We start from the raw sequence: 23,297 nt of genomic DNA on the forward strand, positions 1-23,297 counted from the left end.
ACAGGAGGAGCCGTGACCGGATTTGTCGACAAGCCCGAACCCGTGCAGGTGCCGGGCCTGGTCCACGTGCACACGGGCAAGGTGCGGGACCTGTACCGGAACGAGGCCGGGGACCTGGTGGTGGTCGCCAGCGACCGGCTCTCCGCCTACGACTGGGTGCTGCCCACCGAGATCCCCGACAAGGGTCGCGTCCTCACCCAACTGTCCCTGTGGTGGTTCGACCAGCTCGCCGACCTGGTGCCGAACCACGTGATCGCCGGCGAACCGCCGCCCGGCGCCCCGGCGGAGTGGGAGGGGCGCACGATGATCTGCCGCTCCCTGCGCATGGTCCCGGTGGAGTGCGTGGCCCGCGGCTACCTGACCGGCTCGGGGCTGGCCGAGTACGAGGCCTCCCGGACGGTCTGCGGGCTCGCTCTGCCCGAGGGCCTGGTGGACGGCTCGGAGCTGCCCGCCCCGATCTTCACCCCGGCCACCAAGGCGGAGGTCGGCGAGCACGACGAGAACGTTCCCTACGAGGAGGTCGCCCGCCGGGTCGGCGCCGACACCGCCGCGGAACTGCGCCAGCTGACCCTGGCCGTCTACTCCCGCGGCCGGGACATCGCCCGGGAGCGGGGGATCATCCTGGCCGACACCAAGTTCGAGTTCGGCCACGAGACCGCGGACGACGGCGAGGAGCGGCTGCTCCTCGCCGACGAGGTGCTCACCCCCGACTCCTCGCGCTTCTGGCCCGCCGACCAGTGGGAGCCGGGCCGGCCGCAGCCCTCGTTCGACAAGCAGATCGTCCGCGACTGGCTGACCTCCCCGGCCTCCGGCTGGGACCGCCACGGCGAGCAGCCGCCGCCCGAGCTGCCCGCCGAGGTGGTGGAGCGGACCCGCGCCCGCTACATCGAGGCGTACGAGATGCTGACCGGCGTCCGCTGGAGCTGACCCGTCGCGGCCGGCGTTCCGCGGGGGCACGGCGGCACGTGCCCCCGCGGAACACCGGCCGCACGGGACGCCGGCCGCGGGGAGGAGCGCCGCGGGCAGAAGAGGGGAGACCACGCGGAAGGCCCCGGTCCTGATCAGGACCGGGGCCTTCTCCCGAGCGGACGACGAGGCTCGAACTCGCGACCTCAACCTTGGCAAGGTTGCGCTCTACCAACTGAGCTACGTCCGCATGCGCCGTGCGCGGACCCACCCTCGCCGGGGTGTGTTCCGTGCGGTGCGGTGACCACTATAGCCAACCTCGCTCGCGCGCGATGCGCACGGCCGCGTGACGGTTCTCCGCCGAGAGCTTCGCGGCGGCCGACGAGAGGTAGTTGCGGACCGTCCCCGGGGCCAGCGCGGCCCGCTCGGCGATCTCCGCTATCGGCGCCCCGTCCGCCGCCAGCTCCAGCAGCTCGGCCTCGCGGGCGGTCAGCGGGGAGTCCCCTGCGCTGATCGCGTCGGCCGCCAACTCCGGGTCCACGTAACGGTTCCCGGCGTGCACCGTGCGGATGATCTCGGCCAGCCGCTGCGCCGAGACCGTCTTGGGCACGAAGCCGCGCACGCCCGCCGCCAGCGCCCGCTTCAGGTGCCCCGGGCGGCCGTGCCCGGTGACGATCATGGTGCGGCAGTCGGGGAGCTCGGTGCGCAGCGCCGTGGCGACCGCCACACCGTCCTTGCCCGGCATCTGGAGGTCCAGCACCGCCACGTCGGGCCGGTGCGCCCGGGCCATCGCCAGCGCCTCCGGGCCGGACGCCGCCTCCGCGACCACCAGCAGGTCGTCCTCCAGCGCCAGCAGCGCGGCCAGCGCGCCCCGGATCAGGTGCTCGTCGTCGGCGAGCAGCACCCGTACGGGACGCTCCCCGCCGGTGGCGCTCCGGTCGTCCGTCATCGTTCTCCCTCCCCCGCGACCTCCACGGTGGCGCTCCTTCCTCCGCTCCTCCCGGCCGGCTCGTCGCCGGCCGCCGGACGCCTCGGCACCCTGGCCGTCAGCCGGAAGGTGCCGCCGTCGCACCGCTCGTCGACCAGGGTGCCGCCGAGTTCGGCCAGGCGTTCGCGGAGTCCGGCGAGCCCCGAGCCGCCCCCCGTGGAGGCTCGGGACGGCGACACCCCGTCGTTCTCCATGACCAGTTCGGCCGGTCCGTCACCCGGGCCGATCCGCAGCCGGACCACGCACCACCGGGCGTCGGCGTGCCGCAGCACGTTGGTGGTGCCCTCGCGGACCACCCACCCCAGGGCCGACTGGAGCGGCTCGGGCAGCTTCCCGCTGCCGCTGTCCTCGATCCGGCAGTCGATCCCGGCGGCCCCCAACACCCCCCGCGCGCCGACCAGTTCCGTGTGCAGGTCGGCCTCCCGGTAGCCGCGCACGACCTCCCGCATCTCCCGCTGGGACTCCCGGGCGATGCGCTGCACCTCGACCATCTGGTCCACGGCCGAGGGCGAACCGCGCTGCGCGAGCTGGACGGCCAGCTCGCTCTTGAGGGCGATCACCGACAGGTTGCGGCCCAGCACGTCGTGCAGGTCCCGGCCGAACCGCAGCCGCTCCTCGGCCACGGCCAGCCGGGCCTGGGTCTCCCGGGCGGCCTCCAGCTCGTTGACGACCCGCAGCGTCCAGCCCGAACAGCGGTAGGTGAAGCCGAAGAGGGTCGCGCCGAAGAGGGAGGCGCCCACGTGGTACCCCACCTGCTCGCCGGGCAGCCCCAGCGCCGCCACGGCCAGCGCCGAGGCCGCGATGACCAGCGCCACCAGAGCGGTGCCGAGCCGGACGGACAGGACCAGCAGCAGCGGCCCGGGCAGGAACATCAGCAGCCAGGTGCCGGCGGCCACCGCCCCGGCGTCCAGGACGTCGAGGCCGATCGAGGCGTGGAGGCAGGCGACCCCGACGACCGTGACCGCGATGTACGTTGCCGTCAACCGGCCCGGCCGCTCGGCCGTGCCCAGGTAGTACCGCAGCCCGGCCCGGCACAGCAGCAGGTGGCAGACGGTGTGGGCCGCGAACAGCGCCGACAGCGGGACGAGGACCCGCCAGGTGAGGCCCCCGCGCTGGGCCACGCACCAGAAGACCAGCAGGGCGGCCTCGCAGGCGGCGAAGCTGTAGAGCGTGTACCGGGTGTACTGGTGGAAGCGGACCGGCCCACTGGCCCGCCGCACCCGTTCCAGCCAACCCGGCGCACCGATTCCCGCCGCCACCGTCACGTCACCCCTCGCTCACCGACGCGGTTCCCAGCGGAACCACCGGCGTACAGCAAACACCGACGCCACCGACCAGGCCACCGCGACCCCGACGGCCCGCAGCACCTCGCCCGGCTCCCCGCCGCCGAACCAGCCGTACCGCACCAGCTCGATCACCGGCGTCATGGGCAGCAGCCGCAGCACGTCGGCCATCCGGTCCGGCACGACCTCCAGCGGGACGAACACCCCGGAGCCGACGAACGAGACCATCACCATCGGCAGCGCGGTGATCTGCGAACTCTCCGCGGTCTTGGTGAAGACGGCCGTCACGGCCGCCGTCGTCACCATCAGGACGAGGCCCAGCAGTACGCCCAGGAGCAGCAGGTCGAGCCGCTCGGGCGGGACCACCTCCAGCAGGGTCGCGCCCGCCGTGACCAGCACCGCGCACTGGAGCAGGGCCAGCACGGTCACCGGCAGCGCGGTACCGGCCAGGATCTCGCCGTCGCGGACCTCGCCGGTCCGCAGCCGCTTGAGCACCAGCTCCTCGCGGCGGGCGACGTAGGTGGGGATCAGGTTGGCGTAGACGACGAAGATCAGCACCATGGCGATGCCGCCCGTCATCACCACGTCGGTGGCGCTCAGACCGCTGTCCTCCAACGGGATCTGCTCGACCGTGGAGCGCATGAACAGCACCATGAGGAACGGCATCAGCAGGGCCGTGAACAGCGCGGTGCGGTTGCGGACGAGCAGCGTCAGCTCGGCCCGGGCGAGCGCCCGCATCCGCCGCAGGGCGGCCGTGGCCCCGCCGGGTTCCGCGTTCTTCGCGGGTGCGGTGCCGGGTGTGGTGTCGGGTGTGGTGTCCGTCGTGCTCATCGTCTTCCCGCCTCCACCGGCCGCGCGGTGTCCGTGGTGTCCATGGTGTCCGTGGTCTCTCCGAGGTCCGCCGGGTCCGCGTGGGCGATCTCCAGGAACGCCTCCTCCAGGGACGCCGAGCGGGCGTCCAGGCCCTCCAGCTCCACGTCCTCCCGCCGGGCCCACAGCAGCAGTTCGGTCAGCGTCTCCTGGAGGCGCTCGGCGCGTATCTCCACCCGCCGCCCCTCGGCGGCGGCCCGCAGCGACAGCGGGAGCCGCGCCGGCGGCACCTCCTCGGGCAGCGTGAAGCGGATCCGGGACGGGCGCGTGGCGGTGACCTCGGCGGGGGTGCCGGAGACGACGATCCGCCCCGCCCGCATGATCGCGAGCCGGTCGGCCAACTCCTCGGCCTCCTCCAGGTAATGCGTGGTCAGCACCACGGTCGTGCCCGCCGCGCGCAGCTCCCGCACCAGCCGCCAGGTGTCGCGCCGGCCCTCGGCGTCCAGCCCGGTCGTCGGCTCGTCCAGGAAGAGCACCTCGGGCCGGCCCAGCAGGGCCATCGCCAGGTCCAGCCGGCGTCGCTCGCCACCGGAGAGCTGCTTGACGCGGACGTTCGCGCGCGGGCCGAGGCCCACCATCTCCAGCGCCTCCGCCGTCGGACGCGCCCCGGTGGTGCATCCGGCCCACATCCTGGCGGTCTCGGCGACGGTCAGCTCGGACGGGAAGCCGCCCTCCTGGAGCATCACCCCGATGCGCGACCGCACCCGGGCGCGTTCGCGGTACGGGTCGTGCCCGAGCACGCGCACCCGGCCGCCGCTGGGCTCGGCCAGTCCCTCCAACAGCTCGACGGTGGAGGTCTTGCCCGCCCCGTTCGTCCCGAGCAGCGCGAACAGCTCGCCGCGCGCCACGGTGAACGAGATTCCCCTCACAGCCTCGAAGCCGTCCCCCTTCGCCGGGCCGTAGCGCCGGCGCAACCCGCTCACCTCGATGACCTGTTTCCCGGTGTTCATGCTCACAGCGTTCCGCGGGATCCGGCGCCGGGGCAGTGCGGGCTGTCACGACTGCGTGTGACAAATGTCAGGGGGATGTCGGGGGAGCGGTGGCCGTGGGGACACGAACAAGGCCCCGATCCCTGGGGATCGGGGCCTTGGCCACCGAGCGGACGACGAGGCTCGAACTCGCGACCTCAACCTTGGCAAGGTTGCGCTCTACCAACTGAGCTACGTCCGCGTGCAACCACCCGGCTCTCACCGAGGGGCGCGCTATCACTCTACCCGATCCTCGGGGACCGGTGGAGCGAATGGAGCGGGTGACAGGAATCGCACACTGCGCCTCCCTCTTGGAAAGAGGGCGCTCTACTACTGAGCTACACCCGCGTGACCACCGGCTTCGGCCGTTTCCGGCCGCGCCCTGCGGTGTGCTCCAGACTTTAGCCGATCACCCGGGGTGGATGGCAAGTCGGGCCAACGGGCCGCTCAGTGGGCCTCGTTGAAGGCGTCGTAGACCTTCTTGGGGATCCGCCCGCGCGGCGGCACCTCGAAGCCGTGGGACCGGGCCCAGGCGCGCACCGTGGCCGGGTTCGGGGCCACGGAGGTGTGCCGGAACGTCCGGCCCGACCGGGACTGCTTGCGGCCGGCCCGCACATACGGGGCGAGGCTCATGCGCAGTTTCTTTGCGTTCTCTCGGTTGAGATCGATCTCGTACAACTTGCCGTCCAGGCCGAAGGAGACCGTTTCCGACGCTTCCCCGCCGTCGATGTCGTCGGAGAGTGTGACCACGACGCGCTGTGCCACGGATATCGGTCCTTTCGGGAGGATCGCCGTCCAAAACACTGTGGAATCACCGCTTGACATGCGGTGATGTCAGTGTCCCGACCGGTTGGTGTCAATGCCTTTCCTTTGTACAGCGACAGGCATTGTCTGGTGAAGCGAGTGAATTATCACCCGCGTGTCATGCCGCGAACCGGACCCTACTTTTTTCCGCCCTTTCCCGCAGGGCTTCTCGGTGGTTTTCGGGACGCTGATACCTGACCGTGACCGAACCCGCCCTTATCTACGCGAGTAGAATTTTCCGCCCGGTAGGCTGAAGCGGCAGCCTCCAGCACCAACACCCACCGGGAGTACCTGTGGCTCGCGTCGTAGTCGACGTCATGCTCAAGCCGGAGATCCTCGACCCCCAGGGCCAGGCGGTTCAGCGGGCTCTGCCCCGGCTGGGCTACCAGGGGATCACCGACGTCCGCCAGGGCAAGCGCTTCGAACTCGAACTGGAAGGGCCCGTCGACGACGCCGCCCTCGCCCGCGTTCGCCAACTCGCCGAGACGTTCCTCGCCAACACCGTGATCGAGGACTTCACGGTCCGCGTCGAGGAGAACGCCGGGGAGAACGCCGAGAACGAGGTGGTCACGGCATGACGACCCGCATCGGAGTCGTCACCTTCCCCGGCTCCCTCGACGACGCGGACGCCCGCCGCGCCATCCGCCTCGCGGGCGGCGAACCGGTCGCCCTGTGGCACCGGGACAAGGACCTCCACCAGGTGGACGCGGTCGTCCTCCCGGGCGGGTTCTCCTACGGCGACTACCTGCGCTGCGGCGCCATCGCCCGGTTCTCCCCCGTGATGGAGACGATCATCGAGCAGGCCCGGGCCGGCCTGCCGGTGCTGGGCATCTGCAACGGCTTCCAGGTGCTGTGCGAATCGCACCTGCTGCCCGGCGCGCTCACCCGCAACGACCACCTCCACTTCGTCTGCCGCGACCAGAAGCTGCGCGTGGAGAACGCGAACACCGCCTGGACCTCCGACTACGCCGAGGGCGAGGAGATCACCGTCCCGCTCAAGAACGGCGAGGGCGGCTACGTCGCCGACGAGCGCACGCTCGACGAACTGGAGGCGGAGGGGCGGGTCGTCTTCCGCTACGTGGACGTCAACCCCAACGGCTCCCGCCGCGACATCGCGGGCATCTGCAACGAGGCCGGCAACGTCGTCGGACTCATGCCGCACCCCGAGCACGCCGTCGAGGCCCTGACCGGGCCCACCACCGACGGCCTGGGGTTCTTCACCTCGGTCCTCAAGAAGCTGGTCACCACCTGAGATGACTCTCGACACCGTCAAGCACGCGAGCGACACCCCCGAGGTCGAGCAGCCCTGGGCCGAGCTCGGCCTCAAGCGGGACGAGTACGACCGCATCCGCGAGATCCTCGGCCGCCGTCCGACCGGCGCCGAGCTGGCCATGTACTCCGTGATGTGGTCCGAGCACTGCTCCTACAAGTCCAGCAAGGTGCACCTGAAGCAGTTCGGGGAGAAGGCACCGGAGTCCGACGCCCTGCTGGTGGGCATCGGCGAGAACGCCGGCGTCGTGGACGTCGGCCAGGGTTACGCCGTCACCTTCAAGGTCGAGTCGCACAACCACCCCTCGTACATCGAGCCCTACCAGGGCGCGGCCACCGGCGTCGGCGGCATCGTCCGCGACATCCTCGCCATGGGCGCCCGCCCGGTCGCCGTGATGGACCCGCTGCGCTTCGGCGCGCCGGACCACCCCGACACCAAGCGCGTCCTGCCCGGCGTCGTCGCCGGCATCGGCGGCTACGGCAACTGCCTGGGCCTGCCCAACATCGGCGGCGAGGTCGTCTTCGACCCCTGCTACCAGGGGAACCCGCTGGTCAACGCCCTGTGCGTGGGGGTGATGCGGCACGAGGACATCCACCTGGCCAAGGCGTCCGGCACCGGCAACAAGGTCATCCTCTACGGCGCCCGCACCGGCGGCGACGGCATCGGCGGCGTCTCCGTCCTGGCGTCGGAGACCTTCGACGAGACGGGCCCGGCCAAGCGCCCGGCCGTCCAGGTCGGCGACCCCTTCCAGGAGAAGCTCCTCATCGAGTGCACCCTGGAGGTCTTCAAGGAGAACCTCGTCGTCGGCATCCAGGACCTCGGCGGCGCCGGCCTCTCCTGCGCCACCTCCGAGCTGGCCAGCGCCGGCTCCGGCGGCATGCGCATCGACCTGGACACCGTGCCGCTGCGCGACTCCACGCTCTCGCCCGAGGAGATCCTCATGAGCGAGTCGCAGGAGCGCATGTGCGCCATCGTCGAGCCCGACAAGGTCGACCGCTTCCTCGAGATCTGCGAGAAGTGGGACGTCATCGCCACCGTCATCGGCGAGGTGACCGACGGCGACCGGCTGGAGATCTACTGGCACGGCGAGCAGATCGTGGACGTCCCCCCGCGCACGGTCGCCCACGAGGGCCCGGTCTACCACCGTCCCTACGCCCGCCCCGAGTGGCAGGACGCCCTCCAGGCCGACGACGCGAACAGGTTGCCCCGCCCGTCGAGCGGCGCGGAGCTGCGCGAGCAGGTCCTGAGGCTGGTCTCCTCCCCGAACCAGGCGTCCAAGGCGTGGATCACCGACCAGTACGACCGCTACGTGCTGGGCAACACCGTCCTCGCCCAGCCCGAGGACAGCGGCATGATCCGCATCGACGAGGAGACGGGCCTGGGCGTCGCGGTCGCCACGGACGGCAACGGCCGCTACGCCAAGCTCGACCCGTACACCGGCGCGCAGCTCGCGCTGGCCGAGTCGTACCGGAACGTCGCCACCACCGGTGCCAAGCCGCTGGCCGTCACCGACTGCCTGAACTTCGGCTCGCCGGAGGACCCGGGCGCGATGTGGCAGTTCGCCGAGGCGTGCCGCGGCCTGGCCGACGCCTGCCAGGTGCTGGGCACCCCGGTGACCGGCGGCAACGTCTCCCTGTACAACCAGACCGGCGACACCGCCATCCACCCGACCCCGGTGGTCGGCGTGCTCGGCGTGATCGACGACGTCTCCCGCCGCACCCCGATGGCGTTCTCCGAGGAGGGCCAGCTCATCTACCTCCTCGGCGACACCCGCGAGGAGCTGGGCGGCTCGGCCTGGTCCCAGGTGATCCACGACCACCTGGGCGGCATGCCGCCGAAGGTGGACCTGGAGCGGGAGAGGCTGCTCGCCGAGATCCTGATCTCCGCCTCCCGCGACGGCATGATCGACGCCGCGCACGACCTGAGCGACGGCGGGCTGATCCAGGCGCTGACCGAGTCCTGCCTCAAGGGCGGCAAGGGCGCCCGGCTGATCGTCCCCGAGGAGCTGGACGCGTTCGTGTTCCTCTTCTCCGAGTCGGCCGGCCGTGCGATCGTCTCGGTCCCGCGCAGCGAGGAGCTGCGGTTCACCGACATGTGCGGTGTCCGGGGCCTGCCCGCCACCCGCATCGGCGTGGTGGACGGGGACGCGATCGAGGTCCAGGGGCAGTTCTCCATCCCGCTGGCGGAGCTGCGCGAGGCCCACGAGACCACGATCCCGGCCCTGCTCTCCGACGGGCTCGCCTGACGGCCGCACCCGCGCGTCCCGCGCCCCGCTCCCGGGAAGGGAGCGGGGCGCGGTGCCGTACGGGGGCTGGTAGGTTCGCCGCCGGGCGCGTGGACCGCAGGACACCGAGGGGGCGGAGATGGACCGCGAACGGCGGCGGACGGTCTTCAACCGGGTCGTGTGCGGCACGGCGGTCTTCGCCATCGGCCTGAGCGGCTGGACGCTGTGGGACCTGTGGGACCGCCGCCACACCGTGGACGAGGCGTGCGGCGGCCTGGTCCCGGCGGGCGAGGTGCTGGCCCTGTCCGGGAGCGGGGGAGAGATCACTCCCGCCCGGAACGTCTCGGACGGAATCCGGCCGGACGACGCCCCGCTGCCGCAGAATTGCGTCCTGCGCAGCGAGGAGGTCGCCGGGAAGCGCCGCCTGGGGGAGGGCGGTTTCTTCTTCTCCGCGCAGGTCGCCACCGAGCCCACCGGATGGACGTCCGAACCGGTCGACGACGCCTTCGAGGACGCGCTCGACCCCGGCAACCCGTACATCGACGTCCCCCGGGTGTACCAGCCGATCGGCGGGGACGTCCCCGGACACGTCACCGACACCGGCGTCTTCGTCCGGCTGCCCTGCCCCGGCGTCGAGCACGGGGGCGAGGAGATCACCGCGGTACGGGCCTCCGCCGAGCTGGACGCGGCCACGCGGCCGGAGTTCTCCGCGGACGGCCAGCTCACCCAGGACGACCGCGACCGGCTGGCCGACATCGCGGTCGCCACCGCCAACAACCTCGCCGACGAGCTGGAGTGCCCCGACCGCCTCCCCGAGCCGCCGAACGGCATACCGGCGCTGAACACCGAGACCGTCGCCCCCGACGAGGCCGAGGGCACCTGCGCCTGGTACGGCCGGGCGAGGCTGGACGAGAAGCCGGCGAACGCCTCCGGCTGGCTGCCGGACCGGGTGCTGGAGGCCCGCACCGGCGACCACGTGTGGGAGGAGCGCTGCCTGCTGAGCGTCACCGGGGAGGCCCGGGGCGCGGTGTACCGGCGGTACGCGGACGATCCGGCGTACCGGCGGTTCGCGGAGAACTCCTCCATGGACGACAAGACCTGGTGGACGAGCGCCGAGAGCTTCTTCGGGGACGCCGCCGAGCACGTCTCGACCGATCCCGTCGGCGACGACCGGGCGGCCGTCGCCGGCCGGGGCGGATACGACCCCGAAGGGAACGTCCTGTGGGCCACCTCCGTGTGCGGCGGGAAACCGGCCGTGCACACCCTCACCGTCTCCCGGCCGTACGTCCACGGAGCCGCCCGCCACCTGGAGCCGGTCTTCCGCGCCTACGTCGAGGACGTCGCCGAACGGCGCGGCTGCACCGACACCGTCCTCCCGCCCGAGGACGCCTACACAGAAGAGGACTGATCCGTACCGACCGGCGGGTAACCGTCTGTTTCCGCCATGTGGCGTTCTACGCTGACGCCATGCCTCCGGTGAAGCGCAAGCCCAGGACGTACGACCCGGCCCTGGTGCGGGCCGGACTCATCGGGCAGGTGGAGTCGGTACGCAACGCCGTGCACAGGCTCACGCCCGACCAGATGACCAGGCCCTCCGGACTGCCGGGCTGGGACGTCCACCATCTCGTGATCCACATCGCCGGACAGATCGAGGCGCTGCCCCGGCTGCTCGCCGAGCCTCCGCCCCGGGCCACCACGCCGGAGACGGACCTCGACACCTGGGCGGTGTCGACCGCCGGCGCCGCCCACGAACTGGACGAGGCGACCCGCCGGCACGCCAAGGCGTACGCGGACGCGGCACAGGCCGTGGACGACGCCGTCGAGGAGCTGGAGCCGGTGCTGGAGCAGGCCGTGCGGACCGACGTCCTGCTGCCGCACGGCTTCGGCGCCATGCGCGCCCTGGACTTCACCGTGACGCGCCTGGTGGAACTGGTCGTGCACGGCGACGACCTCACCCGCGCCACCGGCGTCCGCGTCCCGCCGGCCCGCCAGGCGCTGGCCGCCACGGTGCGGCTGCTGGCCGACGCCCTGGCCGCCAAGGCGCCCGGAGGCGCGGTGGAGGTGCGGATTCCGCCCTTCGCGGTCGTCCAGTGCGTCGAGGGGCCCCGGCACACCCGCGGCACTCCGCCCAACGTCGTGGAGACCGATCCGCTCACCTGGATCCGCCTCGCCACCGGCCGCACGAGCTGGGAGAAGGAGCTGGATGCGGCGCATCTCACAGCGAGCGGCGAGCGCGCCGATCTGCGTGAACACCTTCCTGTACTGGGCTGATGCCGTACGGCGGGACGGTCTCGCGGTGCGCTCCCGGGTTCGGACCACCGCGGGACCTGTCCTAGACTCGAGGCGTGCCACGTGGTGACGGACGACTCAACCACGACCTGCTCCCCGGTGAGAAGGGCCCCCAGGACGCCTGCGGCGTCTTCGGTGTCTGGGCTCCGGGGGAAGAGGTCGCCAAGCTCACCTATTTCGGGCTGTACGCGTTGCAGCACCGAGGACAGGAGTCCGCGGGCATCGCGGTGAGCAACGGCTCCCAGATCCTCGTCTTCAAGGACATGGGCCTGGTCTCCCAGGTCTTCGACGAAACCTCCCTCGGCTCCCTCAAGGGCCACATCGCGGTCGGTCACGCGCGCTACTCGACGACCGGCGCCTCGGTGTGGGAGAACGCCCAGCCGACCTTCCGGGCCACCGCGCGGGGCTCGATAGCGCTCGGCCACAACGGCAACCTGGTCAACACCGCCGAGCTGGCCGAGATGGTCGCCGCCCTGCCCAGCACGGGCGGCCGGGCCACCAAGGTCGCCGCCACCAACGACACCGACCTGGTCACGGCGCTGCTGGCGGGCCAGGCCGACGACCAGGGCAGGCCGCTCACCGTGGAGCAGGCGGCTCCCGAGGTGCTGCCGAAGGTCAAGGGCGCGTTCAGCCTGGTCTTCATGGACGAGCACACCCTCTACGCCGCCCGCGACCCCCAGGGGATACGGCCGCTGGTGCTGGGCCGGCTGGAGCGCGGCTGGGTGGTGGCCTCCGAGACCGCGGCGCTCGACATCGTCGGCGCCTCCTTCATCCGGGAGATCGAGCCGGGCGAGCTGGTCGCCATCGACGAGGACGGACTCCGCTCCCAGCGCTTCGCGGAAGCGAAGCCGAAGGGCTGTGTCTTCGAGTACGTCTACCTGGCGCGTCCCGACACCGACATCGCCGGCCGCAACGTCTACCTCTCCCGCGTGGAGATGGGCCGCCGGCTGGCCGCCGAGGCGCCGGTGGAGGCGGACCTGGTCATCGCGACCCCCGAGTCCGGCACCCCCGCCGCCATCGGCTACGCGGAGGCCAGCGGCATCCCGTACGGCAGCGGCCTGGTCAAGAACTCCTACGTGGGCCGGACGTTCATCCAGCCCTCGCAGACCATCCGCCAGCTCGGCATCCGCCTCAAGCTCAACCCGCTCAAGGAGGTCATCCGCGGCAAGCGCCTGGTGGTCGTCGACGACTCGATCGTCCGCGGCAACACCCAGCGCGCCCTGGTGCGGATGCTCCGCGAGGCGGGCGCGGCGGAGGTGCACGTGCGGATCAGCTCCCCGCCCATCAAGTGGCCGTGCTTCTTCGGCATCGACTTCGCCACCCGTGCCGAACTGATCGCCAACGGGCTGTCGGTCGAGGAGATCGGCACCTCGCTGGGCGCGGACTCCCTGGCCTACATCTCCCTGGAGGGGATGGTCGAGGCCACCACCATCGCCAAGCCGAACCTGTGCCGGGCCTGCTTCGACGGGGAGTACCCGATGGAGCTGCCGGATCCGCAGCTGCTGGGCAAGCACCTGCTGGAGACCGAGACGGCCGCGGCGGCGAGCGCCGACCCCGACGGCGTGCAGACCATGTCGGCGAGCGCGGGCGCGGCCGACGCGCTGCGCAGGCCCTGATCCCGCGACCGACCTCGCGATGAGCCACGCGAGCCACACCGTCCGTCACAGAGGAAGACCATGACCTCCACCAACCCCGCCGCGGCCGGCCAGGGCGCGAGCTACGCCGCCGCCGGAGTGGACATCGAGGCGGGCGACCGCGCCGTCGAGCTGATGAAGGAGTGGGTGAGGAAGGCCCGCCGGCCCGAGAGCATCGGCGCCCTCGGCGGCTTCGCCGGCCTCTTCGACGCCTCCGCCCTCAAGCGCTACGAGCGCCCCCTGCTGGCCTCCGCCACCGACGGCGTGGGCACCAAGGTCGCCATCGCGCAGAAGATGGACGTCCACGACACGATTGGCCACGACCTGGTGGCGATGGTCGTGGACGACCTGGTGGTCTGCGGCGCCGAGCCGCTGTTCATGACCGACTACATCTGCGTGGGCAAGGTCGTCCCCGAGCGGGTCGCGGCGATCGTCAAGGGCATCGCCGAGGGCTGTGTGCTGGCCGGCTGCGCGCTGGTCGGCGGCGAGACGGCCGAGCACCCGGGACTGCTGGGCCCCGACGAGTACGACGTGGCCGGCGCGGGCACGGGCGTCGTCGAGGCCGACGAGGTCCTGGGCGCGGATCGCATCCGCAAGGGTGACGCGGTCATCGCGATGGGCTCCTCCGGTCTTCACTCCAACGGGTACTCGCTGGTCCGGCACGTGTTCTTCGACCGGGCGGGCTGGACGCTGGACCGCCACGTCGAGGAGTTCGGCCGCACCCTGGGCGAGGAGCTGCTGGAGCCCACCAAGATCTACTCGCTGGACTGCCTGGCGCTGATCCGCGCCACCGAGGTGCACGCCTTCTCGCACGTCACCGGCGGTGGGCTCGCCAACAACCTGGCCCGGGTCGTCCCCGAGGGCCTGCACGCCACCGTGGACCGCTCCACCTGGACCCCGGGCGCGGTCTTCGAGACCGTCGGCGCCCTCGGCCGGGTCGAGCGGGCGGAACTGGAGAAGACCCTCAACATGGGCGTCGGCATGGTCGCCGTCGTGCCGCGGGAGTCGGTCGGGACGTCCCTGGCCCTCCTGGAGGAGCGGGGCGTGGACGCCTGGGTGGCCGGCGAGATCACCGAGCGCGGCGACCGCGCCGACGCGGTGACGCTCACGGGGGACTACGCGGCCTGACCGGGTGGCATGACCGGAACGAGAGTGCACCAAAACCCGGTCCGGCGGTGACCGGACCGGGTGGTGATCAGTATGAGACCGCTGTGTTCAGTGGACGACGGCGTCAGGCGCGGCGTCGGTGGTTCGACGGAGAGGAGGAGTGGCGTGCGTCGGGCGACTGGTCGTCGTCCTCGGCATCCTCATCGTCGTCGTTGTACAGATCCGCGTACCGTGCGTACGGGTCGTCCAGCTCATCGTCCTCGAACCGTTCGCCGTTCGGCGGCTGACTCGACGTCGATGCGCCCAGCTCCTCAGCCAGGCGTGCAAGATCAGTCCCACCGCTGTTGTACTTCAGCTGGCGGGCGACCTTTGTCTGCTTGGCCTTGGCCCGGCCGCGCCCCATGGCTCGACCCCCTCAACGACGGGGCTCAACGGCCCCAGAGTCTTGACACGCGTTCACGATGCGGAGCGGACCCTCGATGCATTCGAGAGACCGTCCGTCGAGCTTCAACGGTACCTGCTTCCGTGGCCGTACGGTACGCCGCCCACACGACACGACAGGTGCCCGCCTCGCCTGGTGACCATTTCTTTGCTGGTCAGTGACGATTTTACCTTCTGTCCGTCCGGTCACCCGCCCAGGGGTGGTGAGGGATGTCTCCCCCACCACCCGTCACGCTGAGTGACTCCTCGGGAGACGGCGGGTCAGCGAACGCCGGCGGGACCGGTCAGGACCGGCCGGCCCGGCGGGCGTCGGCCATCCGCTGTTCGGCGATGCGGTCCGCCGCCACCGCCGGCGGCACCCCGTCGGCCGCCGCGCGCTCGAAGATCGAGAGCGTGGTGTCGTAGATCTTCTCGGCCTTTGCCTTCGCACGAGCGAAGTCGAAACCGTGGAGCTCCTCCGCCACCTGGATCACGCCGCCGGAGTTCACCACGTAGTCCGGCGCGTAGAGGACGCCCCGGTCGGAGAGGTCCTTCTCGACCCCGGGGTGGGCGAGCTGGTTGTTGGCCGCGCCGCAGACCACCTTGGCGGTGAGGACCGGGACGGTCTCGTCGTTCAGGGCGCCGCCGAGCGCGCAGGGGGCGTACACGTCGAGCCCCTCGGTGCGGATCAGCGCGTCGGTGTCGGCGACCGCGGTCACCTCCGGGTGCGCGGCGCGGACGCGGTCCACCGCCTCGGCGCGCACGTCCGTGATCACGACCTCGGCGCCGTCCTCCAGGAGGTGCCCCACCAGGTGGTGACCGACCTTGCCGACGCCGGCGATGCCGACCTTGCGGCCGCGCAGCGTGGGCTCGCCCCACAGGTGCTTCGCGCTGGCCCGCATGCCCTGGAAGACGCCGAAGGCGGTGAGCACCGAGGAGTCGCCCGCGCCGCCGTTCTCGGGGGAGCGGCCGGTGACCCAGCGGCAGGTGCGCGAGACCACGTCCATGTCCCGCACGTAGGTGCCCACGTCGCACGCGGTGACGTAGCGGCCACCGAGGGAGGCGACGAAGCGCCCGTAGGCCTCCAGCAGGGCCTCGCTCTTGAGCTGCTCGGGGTCGCCGATGATGACCGCCTTGCCGCCGCCGTGTTCCAGCCCGGCGAGGGCGTTCTTGTAGGACATGCCGCGGGCGAGGTTGAGCGCGTCCAGGACCGCGGCCTCCTCGGGGTCCTTCTCGGAGGCGTACGCGTGGAATCGAGTGCCGCCGAGGGCCGGGCCCAGGGCGGTGGAGTGGATGGCGATGACGGCCTTCAGGCCGGTCTCGCGGTCCTGGCACAGCACGACCTGCTCATGGCCGCCCTGCTCGGAGCGGAACAGGGCGTGCAGGGCCGTGGTCTCGACCGGTCCGTCGGCGCTGACGGCGGGACGTACGTCAGTCACGGTGGTGACTCCTGTATGTCGCGGAAGGGATGCCCTCCCGAGTCTCCCCGCTTGTGGCGGGGGCCACGGGGGCGGGCCGGATGGCACGAGGGTACGGCTTGCCGGCCCCCGGGGGTACAGCGATGCGGGATCGGTGCCACGATCGGGGTATCGAACTGCCGTCGCCGCCTTCGGTCCATCGCTCCGGGAGGAAGAGACCCGTGGCCCTCACTACTCCGGTGGTCGTCCCGTACGCGTCCTACCTACGGGTCTACGAGCCGCTGGCCGCCTTCCCCGAGCCGGAGCGCTCGCACTGGGCCCGTTACGCCAGGCGCGAGCACCTGCCCAGTGCCCAGGAGGAGCTGCGCCGGTCCCTGGCCGACCTGGTGCCGGTGCCGCCGGTGGTGGTGCCGGTGCGCGAGAGCGCGGACGCCTTCGTCGCCGAGGTGGACGGGGTCGTCTGCGTCTGCCCCTGGCGGACCCGGCTGCGCGGCTGGCAGGCGCTGTCCCGGATCGGCGGCGAGCTGCCGGCGCCGGTGCTGGACGCGGCGGTGCCGCCGGTGGTGCGGCGCGAGGCGGCGGCGGACTACGACCGCTGGCGCGAGCGCAACCCCGACGCCCGGCCGTGGATCCGCTCGGCGGCGTGGCACGTCCCGATCCGCTGGTTCGTGCTGTTCGCGGACGAGGAGCGCGAGTACGGCAAGGGGACGGGCGGGGGCGTCGGGAGCGGCACGGAGGAGTCGCTCGTCCTGCGCTACCGCACCCCGATGGTGCAGGCCCGCCGGCGGGTGGCCCGGGCGCTGAAGGTGCTGCGCGAGAAACTGGAGGACAATCCGCTGGTCGACGGGTTGGTGGACGTGGGACGTTGGCTGGAGGAGTTCCACCCCCGCTCGCTGGTGGAGCTGGACTACGGCGGACTGGTGTATACCATCTCCGAGGACCAATTGGCCGCGGATCACTCCGCGGCCGACGCCGCGGAGGGCCTGGCGGCGCTGCGCGAGGGGGACGGAGAGCGGGCGAGCGCCGCGTACGAGCGGCTGACCGAGCGTTGGCGGGCCGTACGGCAACGGGGGCTGGCCAGTTGAGGCTCGCCGTGTGACCGTGCCCCCGGGCGTGTGCGCTCCGCGCGCCGCGAGTCTCCCCGATCCGTCCGAACCGGGTTATCGACTCAAGCGTGATGGAAAGCACTTACCGGGGTCTTGTTCTTAAGGGCACCTCTCGTGTCAAAATAGGACAAGGAGTCCGGAGAGGGGCTTCATCCGGCCAACCAAGGTCGGAACCATCGGTATTGCACTTCTCCTCGGAGGACTGAGGGGCTCTGCTCACGTTGTAACCGATCGTCACAAGGGCGTGACTGTCCGTTATGGCATGGTCCATCGGCTTCCGTCGAGGTTGGACACCTGCGAGGGCAATTCCGTCGGTTTGGCCGACGTGGCTGGACAGATGGTGTAGTTGTAGTGCCGAGGACAAGCCGTTCGTCCTATAACCGACTCGGCCCGCGTCCGCCATTTCGGGCAACGTGGGTCAAGGTGCAGAATTTAGAGGAAAGAACCGTGATGGTTCGGTTCTCCCGAGGAGGCCGCTCATGACCGCTCGCACCCCTGATGCCGAGCCGCTGCTGACCCCGGCTGAGGTTGCCACCATGTTCCGCGTGGACCCGAAGACGGTCACGCGCTGGGCCAAGGCCGGCAAGCTCACGTCCATCCGCACGCTCGGAGGGCACCGCCGCTACCGCGAGGCGGAGGTGCGTGCTCTGCTGGCGGGCATCCCGCAGCAGCGCAGCGAGGGCTGAACAACCCCGTAGAAAACGGGCGTACAGGGACCCCCATCCCGCTTCGTCGCCCGCCCGCACCATCTGTCAGGCCGGTGTCCCCCACGTGGCCTGAACATCGACCGCGCTGGGCTCCGCCGGGCCCGGCGCGGTCTTTCGTCTCCGGAGGCCCCCACGGCCGGACCTTTCGGTTCCGGTCGCGGGGGCCTTCCGTGTGCCAACAGGGGCCTGTTCAGGGCCTGTTGACGGGGTGTCGGGTCCCCTGCCGGCTGCGGGGAAGGTGTGGCGAGGATGTGAAGAACCCGGTGGGGGCCGAGCAGTGCAATGGCACATATTAAATTTGGCGAGCGTGAGAAGGGGGTGAATTCCCCCTCTTGGTGAACCGATTCGGTGACTCCCGTCACACCACTCGTCTCTTGCCTCGGTCAACTACCGTGCGGTAAGGGGGAAATAAGCGTATGACCGCCCCCTTCCGGTGTCATGGCGGTCCGAAAGCGATACGCGGCCGGTCAGTTCACCGACTCGCCCACGCCGGCGGGCTCCTCGCCGCCCTGCTCCCCGCCCGGCGCGGCACCGACCGGCGCGACGGCGGCGGGCGGCACCGCGGGCGCCTCCGACCGCGCTCCCGACCGCGGCGCGGGCACGGACGTCGCCAAGGGCCCCGGGGGAGCGGCGGGAGAGGGGGACGAGGAGAGCGCGGAGGGCAGCGGAGGGGAGTCCGTCACGACCTCCGAGGCGACCTCCGGAGACGGTTCGGTGCGCGCCCGGGGACGCTCGTCCGCCGGCTCCATCGCCAACAGCTGCAACCGGTGGCAGACCGGGCAGTGGCGGGTCGCGTGGCCGTAGCGTGCCGCGGCGGCCAGATGGGCTCTCAACAGGGCCCGTGTCTCGTGCCGCGGGGGGTTCGGAGTCGTCGGCATGGCGCCCACCTCCCTTGTAGCAGGGGTACCCGCGCCCCGCGGGGGCGTCAAGACGTCCCGGCGGCACATGGCAAGGGAAGGTGCCCGGAGGGGCGGAAAACGGCCAACGACCAACGGCCCGAGTCCGTGGGGGACTCGGGCCGTCGAGAGTGCGGTCCTGACGGGATTTGAACCCGCGGCCTCCACCTTGACAGGGTGGCGAGCACTCCAAACTGCTCCACAGGACCTGGAGACCACAGCCGGATCTCGTTCGGATCTCCGAGCTGCGAGAAGAGACTCTACAGCAGCCCAGGGCCTCAAGGCGAACTCACCGGCCGTGGTCGTGGTGTCACGGGGCCGCGGCGTCGACGGCCTTGAGGATGCGCTTGTCCGACACCGGATACGCCGTCCCGAGGGCGTGCGCGAAGTAGCTCACCCGCAGCTCCTCGATCATCCAGCGGATCTCCTTCGCCTCGCGCGGCACCGGCCGCCCCGGCGGGAACTGCTCCAGCAGCCACGCGTACTCGTCCCGCATCTCCCGCACCTTCGCCATCCGGGCGCGGTCCCGCTCGGCGTTGGTGGGGAGTTGCTGGAGACGGCGGTCCACGGCCACCAGATAGCGCAGCAGGTCCGGCAGGCGTCCCGCGCCGTGGTCGGTCACGAACCCGGGGCGGATCAGCTCCGAGAGCTGCTCGCGCACGTCCGCCAGGCTCGGCACGAGTGCCGGACTGCCCGCGAGTTGGGGCGTCTTGAGCCGGCGCTCGCACGCCTGCCAGGCGGCGAGCACCTCCCGCACCTGCCGGACGGTCGCCACCACCGCGTCGGTGATGTCGGCGCGCACCGCGTCGAAGAGCTTGCGGAAGCCCTCCTCGTCCCAGGCCGGACCGCCGTGCGCCGCCATCAGGCGGTCGGCGGCGGCCGTCACGCAGTCGTCGAACAGCGCCTGGACGCTCCCGTGCGGGGAGGCGGCGAGGGCGAGCCGGTCGCGGTTGGAGAGCCTGTCCTGGGCGAACTTGGCGGGATTGGAGGGCAGGTTCAGCAGGATGAGCCGGCGCGTGCCGCGCCACATCGCCTGCCGCTGCTCCTCCTCGGTGTCGAAGAGCTTCACCGACACCGAGCCCCCGTCGTCCGCCAGCGCCGGATACGCCTTGACCGGCTGGCCCGCCCGCCGCGTCTCGAAGGTGCGCGGGAGCGTACCGATCGTCCAGGCGGTCAGCCCGGTGCGCTGCTCGACGCGGGCACCCTCCTTGGCGGAGTCGAACGCCTTGGACAGGGCGGCCCGGGTGCGGGGCCGCAGGGCCGTCCTCAGCTCCTCCAGGTCCTTGCTCTCGGAGTCGCCGGAGAGCTTGCGGCGGCGCTCGTCCACCACCCGAAAGGTGATCTTCAGGTGGTCGGGGACCTTGGAGAGGTCGAAGTCGCCGGACTCCACCCGCACGCCCGTCATCCGCGTCAGCTCGCGCGCCAGCACGGCCGTCAGCGGCTCCCGCAGCGTCCGCTCGGGCACCTCGCCGTCCTCGGAGACCGTCCCCAGGAAGCGTCGGGCGAAGTCGGGGGCGGGCACGCAGTTGCGCCGGATCGCCTTGGGCAGGGACCGGATCAGCTCGGTGACCAGGTCCTCCCGCAGCCCCGGGATCTGCCAGTCGAAGCCCTCGGAGGAGACCTGGTTGAGCACCTGGAGCGGGACGTGGACGGTCACGCCGTCGGCGTCCGCGCCCGGCTCGAACTGGTACGTCACCCGGAGCCTGAGCCCGCCCTGGCGCCACACGTCGGGGTAGTCGGCCTTGGTGACCTCCCCGGCCCGCTCGTTGATGAGCATGGACTTCTCGAAGTTGAGCAGGTCCGGCTCCTCGCGGCGCTTCTTCTTCCACCAGGAGTCGAAGTGCGCGCCGGAGACCACGTGCTCGGGGATGCGCCGGTCGTAGAAGTCGAACAGCGTCTCGTCGTCGACGAGGATGTCGCGCCGGCGGGCCCGGTGCTCCAACTCCTCGACCTCGCCCAGCAGTTTGCGGTTCTCGTGGAAGAACTGGTGGTGGGTGCGCCAGTCGCCCTCCACCAGCGCGTGGCGGATGAACAGCTCGCGGCTGGTCTCCGGGTCGATGCGCCCGTAGTTCACCTTGCGCTGCGCGACGATCGGGACGCCGTAGAGCGTCACCTTCTCGTACGCCATCACCGCCGCCTGCTTCTGCTCCCAGTGCGGCTCGCTGTAGGTGCGCTTGACCAGGTGCTGGGCGAGCGGCTCGATCCAGTCCGGGTCGATCTTGGCGTTGACCCGCGCCCACAGCCGCGAGGTCTCCACCAGCTCGGCCGACATCACCCAGCGCGGCGGCTTCTTGAACAGCGCCGATCCCGGGAAGACGGCGAACTTGGCGTTCCGCGCGCCCAGGTACTCGTTGCTCTTCTCGGTGCTCTTCCCGCCTTCCTTCCCGGCGTCCTTGAGCCCGATGTGCGACAGCAGTCCGGCCAGCAGCGACTGGTGGACGCGGTCGGGGTCCGCCTCCTGGTCGTTCAGGTGGATGCCCATCGACTTCGCGACCTGGCGGAGCTGGACGTAGATGTCCTGCCATTCGCGTATGCGCAGGTAGTTGAGGAACTCCGACTTGCACATGCGACGGAAGGCCGAGGAGGACAGCTCCTTCTGCCGCTCCCGCACGTACCGCCACAGGTTGAGCAGGGTGAGGAAGTCGCTGTTCTCGTCCCGGAAGCGGGCGTGCTGCTGGTCGGCCTGCTGCTGCTTGTCGGCGGGACGCTCGCGCGGGTCCTGGATGGACAGGGCCGCGGCGATCACCATGACCTCGCGGACGCAGCCGTTGCGGTCCGCCTCCAGCACCATCCGGGCCAGCCGCGGGTCCACGGGGAACTGCGCCAGCTTCCGGCCGGTCTGCGTCAGCCGCTTGCGCGGGTCCTTCTGCGCCGGGTCCAGGGCGCCCAGCTCCTCCAGGAGCTGCACGCCGGCCTTGATGCTGCGGTGGTCCGGCGGGTCGATGAAGGGGAAGCGCTCGATGTCGCCCAGGCCGGCCGCGGTCATCTGGAGGATGACGGAGGCCAGGTTCGTCCGCAGGATCTCCGGGTCGGTGAACTCCGGCCGGGAGAGGAAGTCCTCCTCGGAGTACAGCCGGATGCAGATGCCGTCCGAGGTGCGCCCGCAGCGGCCCTTGCGCTGGTTGGCGCTGGCCTGCGAGATCGGCTCGATCGGCAGCCGCTGGACCTTGGTGCGGTGGCTGTAGCGGGAGATGCGGGCGGTGCCGGTGTCGATGACGTACTTGATGCCCGGGACGGTCAGCGACGTCTCGGCCACGTTGGTGGCCAGCACGATCCGCCGCCCGCTGTGCCGCTGGAAGACGCGGTGCTGCTCGGCGTGCGACAGCCGCGCGTACAGCGGCAGCACCTCGGTGAAGCGGAGGTTCTTCTTGTTCAGCGCGTCGGCGGTGTCTCTGATCTCCCGTTCGCCGGAGAGGAAGACCAGGATGTCGCCCGGACCCTCGGCCTGGAGCTCGTCGACGGCGTCGCAGATCGCGGTGATCTGGTCCCGGTCGGGGTTGTCGCCGTCCTCCTCCAGCAGCGGCCGGTAGCGGACCTCCACCGGGTAGGTGCGGCCGGACACCTCGATGATCGGGGCGTCGCCGAAGTGCCGGGAGAAGCGCTCGGGGTCGATGGTCGCGGAGGTGATCACGACCTTCAGGTCCGGGCGGCGCGGCAGGAGCTGGGCGAGGTAGCCCAGCAGGAAGTCGATGTTGAGGCTGCGCTCGTGCGCCTCGTCGATGATGATCGTGTCGTACTGGCGCAGCTCGCGGTCGGTCTGGATCTCGGCCAGCAGGATGCCGTCCGTCATCAGCTTGACCAGGGTGTCCTCGCCGACCTGGTCGGTGAAGCGGACCTTCCAGCCCACCGCCTCGCCCAGCGGGGTGCGCAGCTCCTCGGCGACGCGCTCGGCCACGGTGCGGGCCGCGATCCGCCGCGGCTGGGTGTGCCCGATCAGTCCGCGGACGCCGCGCCCCAGCTCCAGGCAGATCTTGGGGATCTGCGTGGTCTTCCCGGACCCCGTCTCACCGGCGACGATCACCACCTGGTGATCCCGTATCGCCGCCAGGATCTCGTCCTTCTTCTGGCTGACGGGGAGCTGCTCGGGGTAGTCGATCGCGGGCACGGCGTCCCGCCGCGCGGCGACGCGCAGCTCGGCGCGCTCGATCTCGGCGGCGATCTCGGAGAGGACGGCCTGCCGCGCCTCCGGCTTGCGGATGCGACGGGTGCCCTCCAGCCGCCGTCCCAGCCGCTGCTGGTCGCGCAGCATCAGCTCGGGCAGCCGTTCCAGGAGGGCGGGGAGGGTGGGATCAGACACAGTGGACATACGTACTCCAGGATCGCACCCGCGCCGAGCACCGGGCGAATCAATTCGCCGGACCCTCTGGGCGATATGCGGTCGTATGGGGGTAATGGCTGGTTAGGGTG

At 71.3% G+C, this 23,297-nt stretch carries 19 protein-coding genes and 4 tRNA genes; 10 read left to right on the forward strand and 13 right to left on the reverse strand.

From position 1 onward, the window contains the following. Nucleotides 1-12: 12 nt before the first annotated feature. Complete coding sequence (locus ABD335_RS24360; protein WP_344327268.1) at nucleotides 13-927, forward strand: phosphoribosylaminoimidazolesuccinocarboxamide synthase; 915 nt, start codon at nucleotides 13-15, stop codon at nucleotides 925-927. Nucleotides 928-1,083: 156 nt separating this feature from the next. On the opposite strand, the gene ABD335_RS24365 is transcribed toward ABD335_RS24360, so the two are convergent. The 8 genes from ABD335_RS24365 to ABD335_RS24400 form a co-directional block, all read right to left on the reverse strand. Further along, nucleotides 1,084-1,156 (reverse strand) — tRNA-Gly (locus ABD335_RS24365). Nucleotides 1,157-1,213: 57 nt separating this feature from the next. Then, nucleotides 1,214-1,855 (reverse strand): response regulator, encoded by a 642-nt coding sequence (locus ABD335_RS24370; RefSeq protein WP_344327270.1) that lies wholly within the window; start codon nucleotides 1,853-1,855, stop codon nucleotides 1,214-1,216. Next, nucleotides 1,852-3,153 carry a sensor histidine kinase gene (locus ABD335_RS24375; protein ID WP_344327272.1) on the reverse strand — a complete coding sequence of 434 codons (1,302 nt, stop codon included), beginning with the start codon at nucleotides 3,151-3,153 and terminating at the stop codon, nucleotides 1,852-1,854. The genes ABD335_RS24370 and ABD335_RS24375 overlap by 4 nt, the downstream gene beginning before the upstream one ends. A gap of 18 nt (nucleotides 3,154-3,171) precedes the next feature. After that, a complete protein-coding gene (locus ABD335_RS24380; RefSeq protein WP_425583730.1) occupies nucleotides 3,172-4,008 on the reverse strand; it encodes an ABC transporter permease in 837 nt (278 codons plus the stop codon). Then, a complete protein-coding gene (locus ABD335_RS24385; RefSeq protein WP_344327274.1) occupies nucleotides 4,005-4,997 on the reverse strand; it encodes an ABC transporter ATP-binding protein in 993 nt (330 codons plus the stop codon). The genes ABD335_RS24380 and ABD335_RS24385 overlap by 4 nt, the downstream gene beginning before the upstream one ends. 147 nt (nucleotides 4,998-5,144) lie before the next feature. Further along, nucleotides 5,145-5,217, reverse strand: a tRNA-Gly gene (locus tag ABD335_RS24390). A 71-nt stretch (nucleotides 5,218-5,288) separates the two neighbouring features. Continuing rightward, nucleotides 5,289-5,363: transfer RNA gene (locus ABD335_RS24395), tRNA-Gly, on the reverse strand. Nucleotides 5,364-5,462: 99 nt separating this feature from the next. Then, nucleotides 5,463-5,780 (reverse strand): histone-like nucleoid-structuring protein Lsr2, encoded by a 318-nt coding sequence (locus ABD335_RS24400; protein ID WP_344327276.1) that lies wholly within the window; start codon nucleotides 5,778-5,780, stop codon nucleotides 5,463-5,465. Between the two features lie 332 nt (nucleotides 5,781-6,112). On the opposite strand from ABD335_RS24400, the gene purS reads away from it, so the two are divergent. The 7 genes from purS (at nucleotide 6,113) to purM (ending at nucleotide 14,364) form a co-directional block, all read left to right on the forward strand. Further along, a complete protein-coding gene (gene purS / locus ABD335_RS24405) occupies nucleotides 6,113-6,397 on the forward strand; it encodes a phosphoribosylformylglycinamidine synthase subunit PurS (RefSeq protein ID WP_344327278.1) in 285 nt (94 codons plus the stop codon). Further along, nucleotides 6,394-7,071 carry a phosphoribosylformylglycinamidine synthase subunit PurQ gene (gene purQ, locus ABD335_RS24410; RefSeq protein WP_344327281.1) on the forward strand — a complete coding sequence of 226 codons (678 nt, stop codon included), beginning with the start codon at nucleotides 6,394-6,396 and terminating at the stop codon, nucleotides 7,069-7,071. The genes purS and purQ overlap by 4 nt, the downstream gene beginning before the upstream one ends. A gap of 1 nt (nucleotide 7,072) precedes the next feature. Further along, nucleotides 7,073-9,334 carry a phosphoribosylformylglycinamidine synthase subunit PurL gene (purL, locus tag ABD335_RS24415; protein WP_344327283.1) on the forward strand — a complete coding sequence of 754 codons (2,262 nt, stop codon included), beginning with the start codon at nucleotides 7,073-7,075 and terminating at the stop codon, nucleotides 9,332-9,334. Nucleotides 9,335-9,452: 118 nt separating this feature from the next. Then, nucleotides 9,453-10,721 (forward strand): hypothetical protein, encoded by a 1,269-nt coding sequence (locus tag ABD335_RS24420; protein ID WP_344327285.1) that lies wholly within the window; start codon nucleotides 9,453-9,455, stop codon nucleotides 10,719-10,721. 59 nt (nucleotides 10,722-10,780) lie between these two features. Further along, nucleotides 10,781-11,584 carry a maleylpyruvate isomerase family mycothiol-dependent enzyme gene (locus ABD335_RS24425; protein WP_344327287.1) on the forward strand — a complete coding sequence of 268 codons (804 nt, stop codon included), beginning with the start codon at nucleotides 10,781-10,783 and terminating at the stop codon, nucleotides 11,582-11,584. 74 nt (nucleotides 11,585-11,658) lie between these two features. Continuing rightward, nucleotides 11,659-13,218, forward strand: a complete 1,560-nt coding sequence (gene purF, locus ABD335_RS24430; RefSeq protein ID WP_344327289.1) for an amidophosphoribosyltransferase — start codon at nucleotides 11,659-11,661, stop codon at nucleotides 13,216-13,218. A 60-nt stretch (nucleotides 13,219-13,278) separates the two neighbouring features. After that, nucleotides 13,279-14,364: a phosphoribosylformylglycinamidine cyclo-ligase gene (gene purM / locus ABD335_RS24435; RefSeq protein WP_344327291.1), complete on the forward strand. Its 1,086-nt coding sequence runs from the start codon at nucleotides 13,279-13,281 to the stop codon at nucleotides 14,362-14,364. A gap of 103 nt (nucleotides 14,365-14,467) precedes the next feature. On the opposite strand, the gene ABD335_RS24440 is transcribed toward purM, so the two are convergent. Together ABD335_RS24440 and ABD335_RS24445 are read right to left on the reverse strand one after the other, a co-directional pair. Further along, the gene (locus ABD335_RS24440; RefSeq protein WP_344327294.1) at nucleotides 14,468-14,746 is read right to left on the reverse strand and encodes a DUF3073 domain-containing protein; all 279 of its coding nucleotides are present in this window, start codon (nucleotides 14,744-14,746) and stop codon (nucleotides 14,468-14,470) included. A gap of 322 nt (nucleotides 14,747-15,068) precedes the next feature. Beyond that, nucleotides 15,069-16,202 carry a Leu/Phe/Val dehydrogenase gene (locus tag ABD335_RS24445; protein WP_344327297.1) on the reverse strand — a complete coding sequence of 378 codons (1,134 nt, stop codon included), beginning with the start codon at nucleotides 16,200-16,202 and terminating at the stop codon, nucleotides 15,069-15,071. A gap of 200 nt (nucleotides 16,203-16,402) precedes the next feature. Here ABD335_RS24445 and ABD335_RS24450 point away from each other — a divergent pair, with 200 nt between their 5' ends. Together ABD335_RS24450 and bldC are read left to right on the forward strand one after the other, a co-directional pair. Next, nucleotides 16,403-17,266, forward strand: a complete 864-nt coding sequence (locus ABD335_RS24450) for a DUF8083 family protein (protein ID WP_344327299.1) — start codon at nucleotides 16,403-16,405, stop codon at nucleotides 17,264-17,266. A 500-nt stretch (nucleotides 17,267-17,766) separates the two neighbouring features. Further along, the gene (bldC, locus tag ABD335_RS24455; protein ID WP_020869672.1) at nucleotides 17,767-17,973 is read left to right on the forward strand and encodes a developmental transcriptional regulator BldC; all 207 of its coding nucleotides are present in this window, start codon (nucleotides 17,767-17,769) and stop codon (nucleotides 17,971-17,973) included. A 488-nt stretch (nucleotides 17,974-18,461) separates the two neighbouring features. Here the strand turns inward: bldC and ABD335_RS24460 are convergent, their stop codons facing one another. The 3 genes from ABD335_RS24460 to hrpA all read right to left on the reverse strand — a co-directional run bounded on the left by ABD335_RS24460 (nucleotide 18,462) and on the right by hrpA (nucleotide 23,196). After that, nucleotides 18,462-18,872 (reverse strand): DUF6274 family protein, encoded by a 411-nt coding sequence (locus tag ABD335_RS24460; RefSeq protein WP_344327301.1) that lies wholly within the window; start codon nucleotides 18,870-18,872, stop codon nucleotides 18,462-18,464. A gap of 152 nt (nucleotides 18,873-19,024) precedes the next feature. Next, nucleotides 19,025-19,099, reverse strand: a tRNA-Asp gene (locus ABD335_RS24465). A 101-nt stretch (nucleotides 19,100-19,200) separates the two neighbouring features. Continuing rightward, the gene (gene hrpA / locus ABD335_RS24470; protein WP_344327303.1) at nucleotides 19,201-23,196 is read right to left on the reverse strand and encodes an ATP-dependent RNA helicase HrpA; all 3,996 of its coding nucleotides are present in this window, start codon (nucleotides 23,194-23,196) and stop codon (nucleotides 19,201-19,203) included. Nucleotides 23,197-23,297: the final 101 nt, after the last annotated feature.

Origin of the sequence: Streptomyces macrosporus (assembly GCF_039533145.1) — a bacterium.
GTDB lineage: Bacteria > Actinomycetota > Actinomycetes > Streptomycetales > Streptomycetaceae > Streptomyces > Streptomyces macrosporus.

Bases quoted from the DNA above. Each gene is read 5' to 3' on its own strand.
- ABD335_RS24370 (WP_344327270.1), bottom strand. From the start codon at position 1,855: ATGACGGACGACCGGAGCGCCACCGGCGGGGAGCGTCCCGTACGGGTG.
- ABD335_RS24380 (WP_425583730.1), bottom strand. From the start codon at position 4,008: ATGAGCACGACGGACACCACACCCGACACCACACCCGGCACCGCACCC.
- ABD335_RS24385 (WP_344327274.1), bottom strand. From the start codon at position 4,997: ATGAACACCGGGAAACAGGTCATCGAGGTGAGCGGGTTGCGCCGGCGC.
- purQ (WP_344327281.1), top strand. From the start codon at position 6,394: ATGACGACCCGCATCGGAGTCGTCACCTTCCCCGGCTCCCTCGACGAC.
- purL (WP_344327283.1), top strand. From the start codon at position 7,073: ATGACTCTCGACACCGTCAAGCACGCGAGCGACACCCCCGAGGTCGAG.
- ABD335_RS24420 (WP_344327285.1), top strand. From the start codon at position 9,453: ATGGACCGCGAACGGCGGCGGACGGTCTTCAACCGGGTCGTGTGCGGC.
- ABD335_RS24425 (WP_344327287.1), top strand. From the start codon at position 10,781: ATGCCTCCGGTGAAGCGCAAGCCCAGGACGTACGACCCGGCCCTGGTG.
- purM (WP_344327291.1), top strand. From the start codon at position 13,279: ATGACCTCCACCAACCCCGCCGCGGCCGGCCAGGGCGCGAGCTACGCC.
- ABD335_RS24440 (WP_344327294.1), bottom strand. From the start codon at position 14,746: ATGGGGCGCGGCCGGGCCAAGGCCAAGCAGACAAAGGTCGCCCGCCAG.
- bldC (WP_020869672.1), top strand. From the start codon at position 17,767: ATGACCGCTCGCACCCCTGATGCCGAGCCGCTGCTGACCCCGGCTGAG.
- ABD335_RS24460 (WP_344327301.1), bottom strand. From the start codon at position 18,872: ATGCCGACGACTCCGAACCCCCCGCGGCACGAGACACGGGCCCTGTTG.
- hrpA (WP_344327303.1), bottom strand. From the start codon at position 23,196: ATGTCCACTGTGTCTGATCCCACCCTCCCCGCCCTCCTGGAACGGCTG.